We start from the raw sequence: 12,997 nt of genomic DNA on the forward strand, positions 1-12,997 counted from the left end.
ACGAGATGCACGAACTGAAGAATCACTCTCCGTCGGCGACACGCCTATATATTATGAAGCTAGGCACCCCGACTAACGGGACGAAATGGATCGCCACACATGGCGGACCCAAGCCCAAAAAAGTCGAGACGGAAATCAAAAACACTTGGACCAAGTTCTATAACTGGCTGGATGGCGAAAGGCAATCCGATGTCTGTATTCCCGAAGTATGATCCAGATTTCGCGGCCACCTACGCCGAAGAGGCCGCCATGGTCGACGCCAGCGAGGCGCTCGCTGAACTACTCGAGCAGAGCGGAATGACGAGAACTGAACTCGCCAAGGCGTTAAGTGTCAGTAAGGGCGAAATAACGGAGCGCCTGCGGGGTGAGCGGAACATCACTGTCCGCAAGCTGGCTGCAACGATGTTTGCCTTAGGTCATCGACTGGTTATCGCGAGTTCACCGATCGAGAAGCAGCACAGTATTGATCCTTACGCTGACTGGAAGAAAAAGTTCGCAGCGGCTTCGGCTCGACGCGCTGACCCCGATAGCGTCCCAGTTAGCTTGAAGTCTAATCTGTACCACCTCCACCGCACGGAGCGCGCCTCGTGACTAACGGGGAATTCGCGATGATCGGCCCGCGCGTACTAAGCGTTCGCGCGGACAGTGGCCCCTTCGACGTTGAAGAACACATCCAGTGGTATGGGACGTTCTCACGCGACGACGAGGGCAAAGCAAGCCGGGTCCTCATCGCGACGCTCCATGCGGCATCCTCCGAACTACGGGCTGAGGTAACTATCGGCGTACAAATACGCTGGATCGGCGAAGACCGCAATTGGGACGACGCGGAGTTTCTAGCCCTTGTCGCAGAATCTGATGCGCTCGAGTCAGCGTACGACGTGGCGCGCGGAGCATTCATGCCGATCGTTGCCACGGTCGCCAATAAAATGCCGGAAATTCCATTCAAGAGCCCTGACGCCGAGATTTCATTCGTCGAGGACCTGGACGATGATGAGAATTCCCCGATAGAGGATCACAAGGCAAAGGAGTAAGACCCCGCCGGCACGCCTAGCGGTACGAGAATGCACGCCCCCACGACCCGCACGCGGGTTGTGGGGGCGTGCATGGTCGTTTACCGCCGCCTCTAGCGTTGCAGGTGCGCGGCGAAATCCTCGAGGAACCGTCCCCATGGCGTGCGGAACGTGAACCGGTCGCCGGCCGTGTCGATCTGGACGAGGTGCTTCGTGCCGGACGACCGTGTCGTGACGGAGACGATCGCGTCGAGCGGAACCGTGACGGCCTCGACGTGCATGCTGGCGACCCCGCGAAAAAGCACCCGCCGCTCTGTCACGGCAAGCGTGCCGATCGCGTCAGGGCCGAACACCGTGCGTTCCGCGAACAGGTAGTCGACGAGCGTCTCGTCGGGGTCGAGAGTCTCACGCACCTTGTCAATGGCGGGCGATCGCTTCGGCTTCGCGCGTAGCGCCGCGAGGAAACCCGTGGGCTTGCTGGTGTTCCCCATGATCAGCTCCGATCTGCGACGAGGTGTGTGGTGCGCCCACTGGGGCTCGAACCCAGGACCCACGACTTAAAAGGACGTTGCTCTACCGACTGAGCTATAGGCGCGAGCACCACGCTACCGCCTCATGCCGCTGGCCGGGATCGTCCTGAGTGCACCGGCAGTGCGACTACGGGCATCGCCGCGAGGCCGTCGCGCTTGAGCTGGTCCGAGACGAGCGTGTAAATCTGCGTGGACTGCAGCGACTCGTGCCGCATGAGCTCCTGCACGACGCGGATGTCGACGCCGCTGGCGACGAGCTCCGTGCCGTAGGTGTGCCGGAACGAGTGCCCGGTCAGGTGCGGATCGATGATCCCGACGCGGCGGATGGCTTTCGTCATCAGGTCCGACACCGATCGGTAGTGGATGTGCCCGGCGCCGTTCCCGCCGCGCGCGGGGAACCAGTAGCCCGACGGCATCGTGCGCGCGATCGCGGCGACGCTCGGGTGCAGTGGCAGCGCCGCCGTCTTGCCACCCTTCCCAGTCACGGTCAACGTGTGGGAGAACAGGTCGACGTCCGTGCCGGCGAACTTCGCAATCTCGTGCGCCCGCAGGCCCTGGTAGAGCGCGAGGAAGATCATCACGCGGGTGCGCCGGTACGCGCCGCCCTCGAGGATGCGCGCGACCTGCTGCATCGTGAACGGACGCGGACGGGAGCGCGGGACGACGACTTTCGGCAGGTGCTTCGCCGGGTCCCGGCGGACAATGCCCTGCTGCTTCGCCCACGCGAAGAACGCGCGCAGGTCGGATCGCTCGCGTTGCATCGACGAGGCGGCAATGCCGCGCCCCATGCGTGCGAGGAGGTCGGTGGTCGTGATCTGCTTCGGGGTCTTACGTGTGTCGCGGGCGAGGGCGCTGAGCATCTGGTGTCGGGTACTGATGGTGCGCGGTGCGAGGTTCTGTGCGCGCTGGTGGGACGCGTACGCCTGCAGAGCGACCACCCAGGGAGTAGCGGTCATGCGGCACATCCTGATCGGTATGCGGGCGCGCGACACGGTCCCAAATGTGGGTATACCGATCTGTCTGTTGCTTCACTACGATAGTTCACGCACGAAACGACCGCTGTGGCGATCCTCACTCCTCGGCTCGCGTGTCCTCCGGCGAGCCGTGCGACGCCCCGCACGGGCTCAGACCAGGGCGCTCGCCGCGGGCTTGAGCACCCGCTCGCGAGTGAACAGGTCGACGACGACGTCCGAACCGACGGACGTGTAATCCGAGGGTCGTGGGTTCGAGCCCCACGGGGCCCACCTCCTCCACCTCCGACGTCACCGAGCCTTGTTCAGGCATCTGTCGGGGTACAACCCGGACTCAGCATGTTCATGGTGCGTCCTGTGCACAGTTCAGACCTCGTTCAGCGGTTTGCAGGCGCAGCGCCGATAGTGTCGTTCCCGGATCCGATCAGCGGGTCCGGAACCACCGCAGCACCAGAGAACGAACGGGGTACACCGTGACCGAGCCCATCGACGCCACGCAGACCAGCACCACCGGTGACGCGCGCCGCATCGTCGAGCTCGCAGCAGCGACGAACACCACCATGAGCAACCAGCTCCTCCTCGACACCCTGCGCCGCAACGCGCAGGTCACGACCCGGCACATCCGCACCGACTTCGTCGAGGTCGCCACCGCCACCGCCGTCCTCGGGTACGTGTGCCGGCAGGGCAGCGAGTACACGGCCCTGCGCGGCGACGACCCGGCCTGGGCACAGGAGATCGGCCGCTACGGCACCGAGTCGCTCGCGGTCGAGGCGCTGCGCATGCGCCGCGCCTGACGCACACGAGCACGCACGACGAAGGCCGCCCCACACGGGGCGGCCTTCGTCGCGTCCGGGTGCCTCACCGGCGCGGGGCCGAGTCTCGCGCTGAGCGACGGATCGCAGGCCCGGGAGCGCGAGGACCGTCGCTGCACGCGAGACTCGGGCCCCGACCACCCGCCGGCGGTCAGGACCAGACGCGGCGGATGCCCCAGGTACCGGTCCAGGACTCGTCGGGCTCGAGCCAGCGCAGGCCCTCGCCGGAGTTCAGGGCGTTGGCGGGCGCCGTCATCGGTTCGACCGCCACGGCCAGCCCGGTGCCGTCGCCTCGGGGGAACTCACGGGAGGTGAAGACCTGCACGTAGGGGAACGACTCGTCCTGCCAGAGCTCGACGCCGTCGCCCTCCGGGCCGTGCAGCGTCGTGTGCCGGACACCGTGCTCGTCGGCGGCGATGTCCCGGTACGCGGTGTCGAGGTCGGCGTCACCGGCGCGCTGTCCCGACCGCAGGTCGTAGGGCGTGCCCTCGACGGACACCGTGCCGTCCGGGATCTTGTGCTCGTCGACGGTGAACGCCGTGGCGGCGTCGAGCGTGATGACGAGGTCCTCGGCCGGGGTGTCACCCGCACGCAGGTACGGGTGGGCCCCGACGGCGAAGGGGGCGCGGACGCCGGAGCGGTTCACGATCGTGTGGGTCACCCGGACGCCGTCGTCGACGAGCTCGTGGTGCACGCGGGTCTCGAGCGTGAACGGCCAGCCGTGCTGCGGGTGGATCGTCGCCTGCTGCTCGATCGACGACTCGGTCTGGGTCACCACGCGGTACGGCGAGAACCGCAGCAGCCCGTGCGAGGCGTTGCCGTACTTCGGCTCGGAGACGTCCAGCTGCTGCCGCCCGCCGTCGAGCTCCCAGACGGCACCGGCGACGCGGTTCGGCCACGGGACGAGCACGATGCCGTCGGCGCCGGGCGGCAGCGAGGTCACGGGGAACGGCTCGGTCAGGTCGAACCCGGCGACGCGGAGCTCCCGGATGCCCGCGGCGACCTCGGTGACGACGGCCTCGACGACCCCGTCCGGCCCGGCGTGGCGGAGGTGGTACTGCGCTCCGGTGGGTGCTGCTGCGGTCATGCGTGCGACTTCCTTCCGTCTGGTGCTGTGCCGCCGTCCTCGTCGGCCACGATCACCCGGACCCCTGCCGCCCGGACCGGGGCGACGGCGTCCGCCGTGACCTCGGCGGTGACGACGACGTCGATGTCCTCGAGCGGGCGGACGACGCCGAGGTGGGTCCGGCCGAACTTCGAGCCGTCCGCCACCACGACGGTACGCCGGGCTGCGTCGGCCAGCATCCGCTTCGCCTCGGTCTCGGGCAGGTTCACGTTCGTCAGGCCGTGCTCGACGTCGAGCCCGGTGCCGCCGAGGAACACCACGTCCGCAGCGATCATCGGGAGCACCGCGCCGAGGAAGGGCGCGACGAGGGAGTGCTGGAGCGGGCGGAGGGTCCCCCCGGTGACGACCACGGTGAACCGCGGGACCGCCGGTTCGAGCGCGAGCGCCGTCGTCAGTGAGTTGGTGACGACGGTGAGGTCGGTCAGGTCCTCCCGCGCGACGAGTGCCGTCGCCACCGCGGCCGGCGTGGTGCCGACGTCGAGCACGACGCACTCGCCGGACCGGACCATGGCCGCCGCAGCACGGCCGATGGCGGCCTTGGCGACCTGGTGCTCGACGGCGGTCTCCTCGAAGGGGCGCTCGGGGGAACCGGCCCCGCGGCGGACCGCACCACCGCGCACCCGACGGATGCGGGCCTCCTGGTCGAGCAGGGCGAGGTCCTGGCGGACGGTCACCTCGCTGGTGCCCAGCGCCGCTGCCAGGGAGGCCGTCCGGACCAGGCCGGGGGCACCCTCGACGATGGAGACGATGCGGTCCTGCCGCAGCGGCGCGGGCAGCGACCCGTCGAGGAAGGAGAGGTCATCGCGCACAGGGCGAGTTTCGCGCACTTACGGAGTCTTTCGCAACGCTTCGCCAGGCGAGTAGGCTGCTGCGGTGATCACCAAGCGCGTGACGACGCTCGCCGACGGACGCGAGCTCATCTACTTCGACGACGCCGACACCCAGCTGCCCGCCGAGCGCAGCATCGACCAGCGCGTCCTCGATCCTCGGCCGGAGACGGCCCGGATGCGGCAGGACGTCCTGACCGGCGAGTGGGTGTCCATCGCCTCGAGCCGGCAGAACCGCGTGTTCCTGCCGCCCGCCGACCAGGACCCGCTCGCGCCGCAGACCGCGGCGAACCCGTCCGAGATCCCGAGCCGCTACGACGTGGCGGTGTTCGAGAACCGGTCCCCGTCGTTCGGCCCGCTGCTCGAGGCGGACGACGCCCCCGAGTCGCTCGAGTCCCTGTCCGACGTCGGGCTCAACCGCCAGCTCCGGAGCGTCGGCCGCTGCGAGGTCGTGTGCTTCTCCCCCGAGACGAGCGGCTCGTTCGCCTCGATCAGCGAGTCGCGCGCCCGCACCGTGGTCGAGGCGTGGGCGGACCGCACCGCTGCACTGTCGGCGATGCCCGGCATCCAGCAGGTGTTCCCGTTCGAGAACCGCGGCGAGGCGATCGGCGTCACGCTGCACCACCCGCACGGGCAGATCTACTCGTACCCGTACGTCACCCCCCGCACGCAGCGACTGCTCGCGTCGATCGAGCGCTTCGGTCCGGACCTGTTCGAGCAGCACCTCGCGAACGAGCGGGCCTCCGAGCGCGTCGTGCTGCAGGGCGAGCACTTCACCGCCTTCGTGCCGTTCGCCGCGCGCTGGCCGATCGAGATCCACATGCTGCCGCACCGGCACGTCCCCGACCTCGCCGGCCTGACCGACGCCGAGAAGGACGAACTCGCGCACATGCACCTGCGGCTCACCCGCGGGCTCGACGCGCTCTACGACAGCCCGACGCCGTACATCGCCGCATGGCACCAGGCGCCGGTGCACACCGCGCGGGACACCGTGCGGCTCATGCTGCAGATCACGTCGCCGCGCCGCGCGGCCGACAAGCTCAAGTTCCTGGCCGGCAGCGAGGCCGCCATGGGCGCCTGGATCGGGGACCTCGTGCCCGAGAAGGCGGCCGAGTTCATCCGAGGAGGGATCGAACGCGCATGACGTTCCAGCAGGTCTACGGGTACGAGCCGACGGTGCGGTACTCCGCACCCGGACGCGTCAACCTGATCGGTGAGCACACCGACTACAACGACGGGTACGTGCTGCCCTTCGCGATCGACCGCCGCACCGTCGCCTCGATCGGGCAGCGGGACGACCGGCTGATCCGGGTCGCCTCGGCGTTCGAGCCCGACGCGGTGCACGAGCTCTCGCTCGACGAGCTCGACCCGTCGCACATGCAGGGGTGGTCGGCCTACGTCTTCGGCATCGCCTGGGCGCTGCGCGAGCAGGCGGGCGCGGACCTGTCCGGCAAGACCGGGTTCGACGTCTTCATCGAGTCGGACGTGCCGGTGGGCGCGGGCCTGTCGTCGAGCGCGGCGATCGAGTGTGGTGTCGCGCTGGCGTTCACCGATCTGTGGGAGCTCGGCCTCTCGCGCAAGCAGTTGGCGCGCGTCGGTCAGTACTCCGAGAACCACGCCGTCGGCGCCCCGACCGGCATCATGGACCAGTCCGCCTCGCTGCTCGGCGAGCAGGACGCGGTCGTGTTCCTCGACTGCCGCACGCTCGACACCGCGGTGGTCGACCTGGCGCTCGAGGCGAACGGGCTCGAGGTGCTGGTCATCGACACCCGCGTCGAGCACGCCCACGCCACCGGCGGCTACAAGGCCCGTCGGGACTCGTGCGAGCGCGGTGCCGCAGCCATGGGCGTCGAGGCGCTCCGTGACGTCGCGGTCGAGGACCTGCCCCGCGCGCAGGAACTCCTCGACGACGAGACCTTCCGCCGCGTCCGGCACATCGTCACCGAGGACCAGCGGGTCCTCGACACCGTGCGCACGCTCCGCGAGCAGGGCCCGCGCGCGATCGGCGAGCTGCTCGTCGCCTCGCACGCCTCCATGCGCGACGACTTCGAGATCTCGGTGCCGGAGCTCGACCTGGCGGTCGAGACCGCGATGGCGCACGGCGCGGTGGGCGCACGCATGACGGGTGGCGGCTTCGGCGGTGCGGCGATCGCGCTGGTCGACCGGGAGGCCCGTGGCACCATCGCGGAGGCCGTCACGTCCGCCTTCGCCGCGGCCGGGTACCGCGAGCCCACCGTGTTCACGGTGCACGCGGCGCAGGGCGCCCGGCGCGACTGACGCGCGGCGCGCTCCGAACCACGTCTCCGACATCGAACCAGCACGCGCGGCTGGTTCGATGTCGGTCCCCCGGTTCGACAGCTCGGAGCCGTACGCCGTCGTCAGGGCGACCGATCAGCCGAGGTAGTCGGCGTACCGCGTCGTCTCGACGACGTCCCCGAGCACGAACGGGTGCGGCTGACCGTGCTCCACGGCCCACTGCACCCAGGCCATCTGCACGGGCATCAGCAGCCAGACCGCCGCGGTGACGACGAGCACACCGGCGAGGGTGAGCCCCATCACGGTGTGCTCGTCGAAGCGGCTCGCGCCTCGGCGGCCGACCGCGACGGCGAACCCGACGAGGGCGATGCCGATGGTCAGGAGCGTCGTGCCGAGGGCCGGCGACGACCGGAAGTCGAACTCCTGGCCGGCGTGGAAGAACGTCGTGCTCCACGTCGAGCCGGGCTGCTGGAACAGGATGCAGAGCACCACGATGACGACCAGCCAGCGGGCGTCCTTCGTGAGCTGGGACGGCGCCGGCCGTGCCCGCAGCACCGGTTCGGTCAGCTCTCCTGCATCCCCCATGACGCGACCGTAGCACCGCGGGAGGCGCGGGGCGGGGGCGATCCGCGCCTCCAGGCCGTCTGAAGGCCCGCCATCCGTTCCGCGAGGGCGACAGACCACCGCGAACGTTCCGCGGTGGTCTGTCGCGTTCGCGGAACTGACCGGCAGGAGCGGCACCCGGCAGGACCGGCAGGCAGCCGGCCGGCCCGGCCGCTACCGCAGGTGGCGCTCGGCGGCCTCGACCACGTTCTTCATGAGCATCGCGCGGGTCATCGGTCCGACGCCACCCGGCGTGGGCGACAGGTACCCGGCGACCGACGCCACCGCGGGGTCGACGTCGCCGCGGAGCTTCGCCTTCCCCGTGGTCTCGTCGACGATCCGGCTGATGCCCACGTCGATGACCGCTGCACCGGGCTTGACCCAGTCCGGCTGCACGAGTCCGGCGACCCCGGCCGCGGCGACGATGATGTCGGCGCGGCGGCACTCGGCGGCGACGTCCTCGGTCAGCGAGTGCGTCAGCGTCGCGGTCGCCTCGAGCCGGGTGAGGAGCAGGCCGAGCGGACGACCGACCGTCAGCCCCTGCCCGATGATCGTGACGTGCTGCCCGCGGATCGGGACGTCGTACGCCTCGAGCATCGCGACGATGCCGCGCGGGGTGCACGGCAGCGGGGCGTCGATCGTGCCGGCACCACCGGGCACGGCGAGCACGAGCTCGCCGAGGTTCGTCGGGTGCAGCCCGTCGGCGTCCTTCGCCGGGTTCATCAGCTCGAGCATCGGGATCGGGTCGATGCCCTGCGGCAGCGGGAGTTGCACGATGAACGCGGTGACCCGGGGGTCGTCGTTCATCTGCAGGATCGCGGCGCGGATGTCCGCAGCCGAAGCGGTCTCCGGGAGGTCGATGCGGACCGAGTCGAGCCCGATCTGCGCCGAGTCCTTGTGCTTGCCGGCGACGTACGACACCGACCCGGGGTTCTGTCCGACCATGATCGTGCCGAGCCCGGGCCGGAACCCGTGGTCGTGCAGGCGGTCGATGCGGACCTTCAGGTCGTCGAGCGTGCGCGCGGCGAGGGCGGTGCCGTCGATGCGGACGGCACTGCCCTCGCCCGCCCAACGCTCACGAGGCATCGGCGCGAGCGAGGACGCGGCGCTCACGCGTAGAGCGGGAACGCGTCGGTCAGGGCCTTGACCCGTGCCGACAGCGCTGCGATGTCCGGGTTCGGCATGAGCGTCAGCGCGACGATGTCGGCCACCTCGGTGAACTCGGCGTCACCGAAGCCGCGGGTCGCCAGCGCCGGGGTGCCGATGCGGACACCGGAGGTGACCATCGGCGGACGGGGGTCGAACGGCACGGAGTTGCGGTTCACGGTGATGCCGACCTCGTGCAGCAGGTCTTCGGCCTGCTTGCCGTCGACCTCGGACTCACGGAGGTCGACGAGCACCAGGTGCACGTCGGTGCCACCGGTGAGGACGTCGATGCCGGCGGCCTTCGCGTCGGGCTGCGTGAGCCGGTCCGCCAGGAGACGAGCACCGCGGAGGGTGCGCTCCTGGCGGTCCTTGAACTCCGGCTGGCCGGCGAGCAGGAACGCGGTGGCCTTCGCGGCGATCACGTGCATGAGCGGACCGCCCTGCTGGCCCGGGAACACCGCGGAGTTCAGCTTCTTGAAGAGCGACTCCTCGTTGGACAGGATGATGCCCGAGCGGGGGCCCGCGAGCGTCTTGTGCACCGTCGAGGACACGACGTGGGCGTGCGGCAGCGGCGACGGGTGCAGGCCGGCGGCGACGAGGCCGGCGAAGTGCGCCATGTCCACCCAGAGCGTCGCGCCGACCTCGTCCGCGATCTCGCGGAACTTCGCGAAGTCGAGCTGACGCGGGTAGGCCGACCAGCCGGCGATGAGGACCTTCGGCTGGTGCTCGATCGCCTTCGCGCGGATGTCGTCGTAGTCGACCTCGAAGGTCTCCGGGTCGACGCCGTACGACACCGCGTTGTAGATGCGGCCGGAGAAGTTGAGCTTCATGCCGTGGGTCAGGTGACCACCGTGGGCGAGCTCGAGGCCGAGGATCGTGTCACCCGCGGAGGCGATGGCGTGCAGGACCGCGGCGTTCGCGCTGGCACCGGAGTGCGGCTGCACGTTCGCGTAGGCGGCGCCGAACAGGGCCTTGGCCCGGTCGATGGCGAGCTGCTCGGCGACGTCGACGAACTCGCAGCCGCCGTAGTAGCGCTTGCCCGGGTAGCCCTCGGCGTACTTGTTCGTCAGGACGGAGCCCTGCGACTCGAGGACGGCACGCGGGACGAAGTTCTCGGACGCGATCATCTCGAGGGTGTCGCGCTGGCGGCCGAGCTCGTTCTGCAGCACGGCGGCGATCTCGGGGTCGACCTCGGCGAGCGGGGCGTTGAACGTGGACTGCGCGGTGGCAGGCGTCAGATCGGTGATGGACACGGGACTCCTCGTTGTCTGAGTCGCCGCGCGGACGCGACGAGGTGGACGGATGGGCGCGGCCCAGGCGTACGGCCGCGCTCCGTGTCAGGTGTCGCTCCCCGATGGTGACCCATCCAACGCCAGTCGCGACCCCACGATCGTACCGAGCGCGCACGTTCGTGTCACCCTTGGGGACATGCACCCGAGCATCCCCGCCGACGCATGACCGTCGACGCATGACGCTGACCAGCCCCGACGTCGAGGAGCGCACCGACCTCGCCGCCCGGTTCGACGTCCCGTGGGTCACCGTGGTCTGGGACGACCCGGTGAACCTGATGTCGTACGTCACCTACGTCTTCCAGAGCTACTTCGGCTTCTCGCACGCCCGCGCCGAGCGGCTCATGCGCCAGGTGCACGACGACGGGCGGGCGATCGTCGCGACGGGCGCCCGCGAGGCGATGGAGCGCCACGTCGAGGCGATGCACGGCTACGGCCTGCAGGCCACCGTCGACCGCGCGGCGGGACCGGACGCGTGATCCCGTTCGCCCGACGCCCCGACGGCGTGCACCTCGCCATGTCCGAGGGCGAGCGCGCCGTCCTCGCGTCGCTCACCGAACAGCTGCAGCAGGTACTCGGTGGCGACCTGTCGTCGGACCCCGTCACGGCCCGGATGTTCCCGGACGCCTACCCGTCGGACACCGAGGCGAGCGACGAGTTCCGCCGCTGGACGCAGGCGGACCTGCTGACGCAGAAGACCGCGAACGCCGACGTCGTGCACGACTGGACCACCGGAGCGCGGGACGGCGCCATGACCCCGCAGGACGAGCAGGCCTGGCTGCGGTGCCTCACCGACCTGCGGTTGACGATCGCGGAGCGGCTCGGCATCACCGACGCCGCGTCGGAGGAGGCCTCGTACGCCGGGGACGCCGGCGTCGGCCTGCGCGACGTCTACGACTGGATCGGGTACGTGCAGGAACACCTGGTCACGACCCTCACCTCCACCGGCTGACGACACGGCCGGGAGGCACCGCGGACGTCCGCCGCGTCACCCCCGGCCCGTCAGCTGCTCGCGGTGGTCGCGTGCCCAGTCCGCCAGGGACCGCGGCGGCCGTCCGGTGATCCGGGTCACGTCGTCGCTCATCACGTCGACGCCGTCGAGTCCGCGGCGGAGCACCCGACCGAACTGCTGCCGGAGCCCCTCCGCCTGCCACGCCGGGACACCGCCGGCGCGGACGACGGTCCGGTAGACGCGGCTCGGCTGGTGCAGGGGATGCACCCGGCGCCCGAGTCCCGACGAGAGCCCGGCGGCGATCCCGCGCGCGTCGAGGGCGTCCGGGCCGGTGAGCACGGGTTCGGTGCCGTCGTGGCCGTCCTCGGTCAGCACCGCGGCGGCGGTCCGGGCGATGTCGGCGGTGTCGATCCAGCCCGCTCGGCCCCGACCGGTGGTGTGCGGGTACCAGCCGCGTCGGATCGCCGGTGCGGAGGGCAGCAGGTTCGTCATGAACGCCGACGGGTGCAGGATCGTCCACGCCAGGCCGCTCCCCCGCAGGATCCGGTCGGTCCGCCACGCCGCGGCGGCCCAGGGCATCGGCGAGTGCTCTGCCGCGTCCCCGCCGGACAGGTGCACCACCCGGGGGACGCCCGCCCGCTGCGCCGCACGGACACCGGTCTCGCCCTGCTGCGCCTGGCGCTCGCTGACCGGCGTGACGAGGAAGAACCGGTCGACCCCGTCGAGGGCGTGGGTCAGGGCGTCGAGGTCGTCGAGGTCGGCGAGCCGCGCGTCGATGCCCCGTGCCCGGAGCCGCTCGGCCTGGTCGGGTCGACGGACGACGGCGCGCACCGTCGCTCCGGCGTCGTGCAGCAGCTCGAGCGTCTTCCCGCCGACGTCGCCGGTGACGCCCGTGATCGCGATCGTGTCGGTCATGGGACCCCTCCTTCGGTATCAGTTTCCTGTTACTCGAACGTACGCCGGTAGGATCGGGCCGTGTCCAGCGAACTCTCGGTGCACCACGACGACGTCGACGCGGTCGCCGCCTGGACGGTGATCCGCGCCGCGCGGGAGCTCGCCCGTCGGCTCGCCGAGGAACTCGAACCCCTCGACCTGAGCCCGGTCGAGTTCGGCGCACTGGTGCAGCTCGCCGCCGGCGGCGAGCACAACCAGGCCGAACTCGCGCGCGCCGTGGGGGTACGCCCGCAGAGCATGGCTGCACTGGTGGGCGGACTCGAGCGGCGGGGACTCGTGGAGCGGGGTGCGGTGCCGGGTCGGGGACGGGCCTCCCGGCTGCACCTGACCCGTGACGGACGGGAGCTGCTCGCGGAGGCCTGGCCCCGCGTGCAGGCGAGCAACGCCTGGTTCGGCGACGACGTGGACGGACTCGTGGCCGCGCTGCGGCCGTTCACGACGGACGGCACCATCGCCGCCGCCGTCGACGGTGTCGTCTGATCGGAAGGCAACCTTGCAAGTCGCCCTGCTGGGTCGTACTG

The 12,997-nt window shown here is 70.3% G+C and carries 16 protein-coding genes, 2 tRNA genes and 1 riboswitch; of the genes, 9 read left to right on the forward strand and 9 right to left on the reverse strand.

Translation table 11 applies throughout. From position 1 onward, the window contains the following. The first annotated feature begins 171 nt into the window (after positions 1-171). On the forward strand, positions 172-591 hold the full coding sequence (locus ABIC52_RS02235) for a helix-turn-helix domain-containing protein (protein WP_354026536.1): 420 nt from the start codon (positions 172-174) through the stop codon (positions 589-591). After that, positions 588-1,031 (forward strand): hypothetical protein, encoded by a 444-nt coding sequence (locus ABIC52_RS02240; RefSeq protein WP_354026537.1) that lies wholly within the window; start codon positions 588-590, stop codon positions 1,029-1,031. The genes ABIC52_RS02235 and ABIC52_RS02240 overlap by 4 nt, the downstream gene beginning before the upstream one ends. A 92-nt stretch (positions 1,032-1,123) precedes the next feature. On the opposite strand, the gene ABIC52_RS02245 is transcribed toward ABIC52_RS02240, so the two are convergent. From ABIC52_RS02245 to ABIC52_RS02255, 3 genes are all read right to left on the reverse strand, one after another. Beyond that, positions 1,124-1,501, reverse strand: a complete 378-nt coding sequence (locus tag ABIC52_RS02245) for a hypothetical protein (protein WP_354026538.1) — start codon at positions 1,499-1,501, stop codon at positions 1,124-1,126. Positions 1,502-1,529: 28 nt separating this feature from the next. Next, a tRNA-Lys gene (locus ABIC52_RS02250) sits at positions 1,530-1,605 on the reverse strand. Positions 1,606-1,623: 18 nt separating this feature from the next. Beyond that, a complete protein-coding gene (locus tag ABIC52_RS02255) occupies positions 1,624-2,496 on the reverse strand; it encodes a tyrosine-type recombinase/integrase (protein WP_354026539.1) in 873 nt (290 codons plus the stop codon). A gap of 217 nt (positions 2,497-2,713) precedes the next feature. Here ABIC52_RS02255 and ABIC52_RS02260 point away from each other — a divergent pair. Both ABIC52_RS02260 and ABIC52_RS02265 read left to right on the forward strand, forming a co-directional pair. Then, positions 2,714-2,784, forward strand: a tRNA-Thr gene (locus tag ABIC52_RS02260). Between the two features lie 200 nt (positions 2,785-2,984). Further along, entirely contained in the window at positions 2,985-3,305 is a 321-nt protein-coding gene (locus ABIC52_RS02265) for a hypothetical protein (protein ID WP_126890886.1), read from the forward strand. 169 nt (positions 3,306-3,474) lie between these two features. On the opposite strand, the gene ABIC52_RS02270 is transcribed toward ABIC52_RS02265, so the two are convergent. After that, complete coding sequence (locus ABIC52_RS02270; protein ID WP_126890887.1) at positions 3,475-4,410, reverse strand: aldose 1-epimerase family protein; 936 nt, start codon at positions 4,408-4,410, stop codon at positions 3,475-3,477. Beyond that, the gene (locus ABIC52_RS02275; RefSeq protein WP_126890888.1) at positions 4,407-5,258 is read right to left on the reverse strand and encodes a DeoR/GlpR family DNA-binding transcription regulator; all 852 of its coding nucleotides are present in this window, start codon (positions 5,256-5,258) and stop codon (positions 4,407-4,409) included. The genes ABIC52_RS02270 and ABIC52_RS02275 overlap by 4 nt, the downstream gene beginning before the upstream one ends. Before the next feature lie 64 nt (positions 5,259-5,322). Between ABIC52_RS02275 and galT the strand changes: the two genes are divergently transcribed. Next, entirely contained in the window at positions 5,323-6,420 is a 1,098-nt protein-coding gene (gene galT, locus ABIC52_RS02280) for a galactose-1-phosphate uridylyltransferase (protein ID WP_126890889.1), read from the forward strand. Continuing rightward, positions 6,417-7,553, forward strand: a complete 1,137-nt coding sequence (gene galK, locus ABIC52_RS02285) for a galactokinase (RefSeq protein ID WP_126890890.1) — start codon at positions 6,417-6,419, stop codon at positions 7,551-7,553. Before galT ends, galK begins: the two co-directional genes overlap by 4 nt. A gap of 114 nt (positions 7,554-7,667) precedes the next feature. On the opposite strand, the gene ABIC52_RS02290 is transcribed toward galK, so the two are convergent. The 3 genes from ABIC52_RS02290 to glyA all read right to left on the reverse strand — a co-directional run bounded on the left by ABIC52_RS02290 (position 7,668) and on the right by glyA (position 10,534). Then, the gene (locus ABIC52_RS02290; protein WP_126890891.1) at positions 7,668-8,117 is read right to left on the reverse strand and encodes a hypothetical protein; all 450 of its coding nucleotides are present in this window, start codon (positions 8,115-8,117) and stop codon (positions 7,668-7,670) included. 192 nt (positions 8,118-8,309) lie between these two features. Continuing rightward, positions 8,310-9,221, reverse strand: coding sequence for a tetrahydrofolate dehydrogenase/cyclohydrolase catalytic domain-containing protein (locus tag ABIC52_RS02295; RefSeq protein WP_209676495.1), 912 nt, complete (start codon positions 9,219-9,221; stop codon positions 8,310-8,312). Between the two features lie 23 nt (positions 9,222-9,244). Then, positions 9,245-10,534, reverse strand: a complete 1,290-nt coding sequence (gene glyA / locus ABIC52_RS02300; RefSeq protein WP_435526055.1) for a serine hydroxymethyltransferase — start codon at positions 10,532-10,534, stop codon at positions 9,245-9,247. 51 nt (positions 10,535-10,585) lie between these two features. Next, positions 10,586-10,671, reverse strand: a riboswitch (ZMP/ZTP riboswitch). Between the two features lie 78 nt (positions 10,672-10,749). Between glyA and clpS the strand changes: the two genes are divergently transcribed. Both clpS and ABIC52_RS02310 read left to right on the forward strand, forming a co-directional pair. Continuing rightward, complete coding sequence (gene clpS, locus ABIC52_RS02305) at positions 10,750-11,049, forward strand: ATP-dependent Clp protease adapter ClpS (RefSeq protein WP_058728592.1); 300 nt, start codon at positions 10,750-10,752, stop codon at positions 11,047-11,049. Beyond that, entirely contained in the window at positions 11,046-11,522 is a 477-nt protein-coding gene (locus ABIC52_RS02310) for a DUF2017 family protein (RefSeq protein WP_126890893.1), read from the forward strand. The genes clpS and ABIC52_RS02310 overlap by 4 nt, the downstream gene beginning before the upstream one ends. 36 nt (positions 11,523-11,558) lie before the next feature. Here the strand turns inward: ABIC52_RS02310 and ABIC52_RS02315 are convergent, their stop codons facing one another. Further along, positions 11,559-12,437 (reverse strand): NAD(P)H-binding protein, encoded by an 879-nt coding sequence (locus tag ABIC52_RS02315; RefSeq protein ID WP_354026540.1) that lies wholly within the window; start codon positions 12,435-12,437, stop codon positions 11,559-11,561. A gap of 60 nt (positions 12,438-12,497) precedes the next feature. On the opposite strand from ABIC52_RS02315, the gene ABIC52_RS02320 reads away from it, so the two are divergent. Beyond that, entirely contained in the window at positions 12,498-12,956 is a 459-nt protein-coding gene (locus tag ABIC52_RS02320; RefSeq protein WP_126890895.1) for a MarR family winged helix-turn-helix transcriptional regulator, read from the forward strand. Positions 12,957-12,997: the final 41 nt, after the last annotated feature.

Source organism: Curtobacterium oceanosedimentum (assembly GCF_040545555.1).
Taxonomy (GTDB): domain Bacteria; phylum Actinomycetota; class Actinomycetes; order Actinomycetales; family Microbacteriaceae; genus Curtobacterium.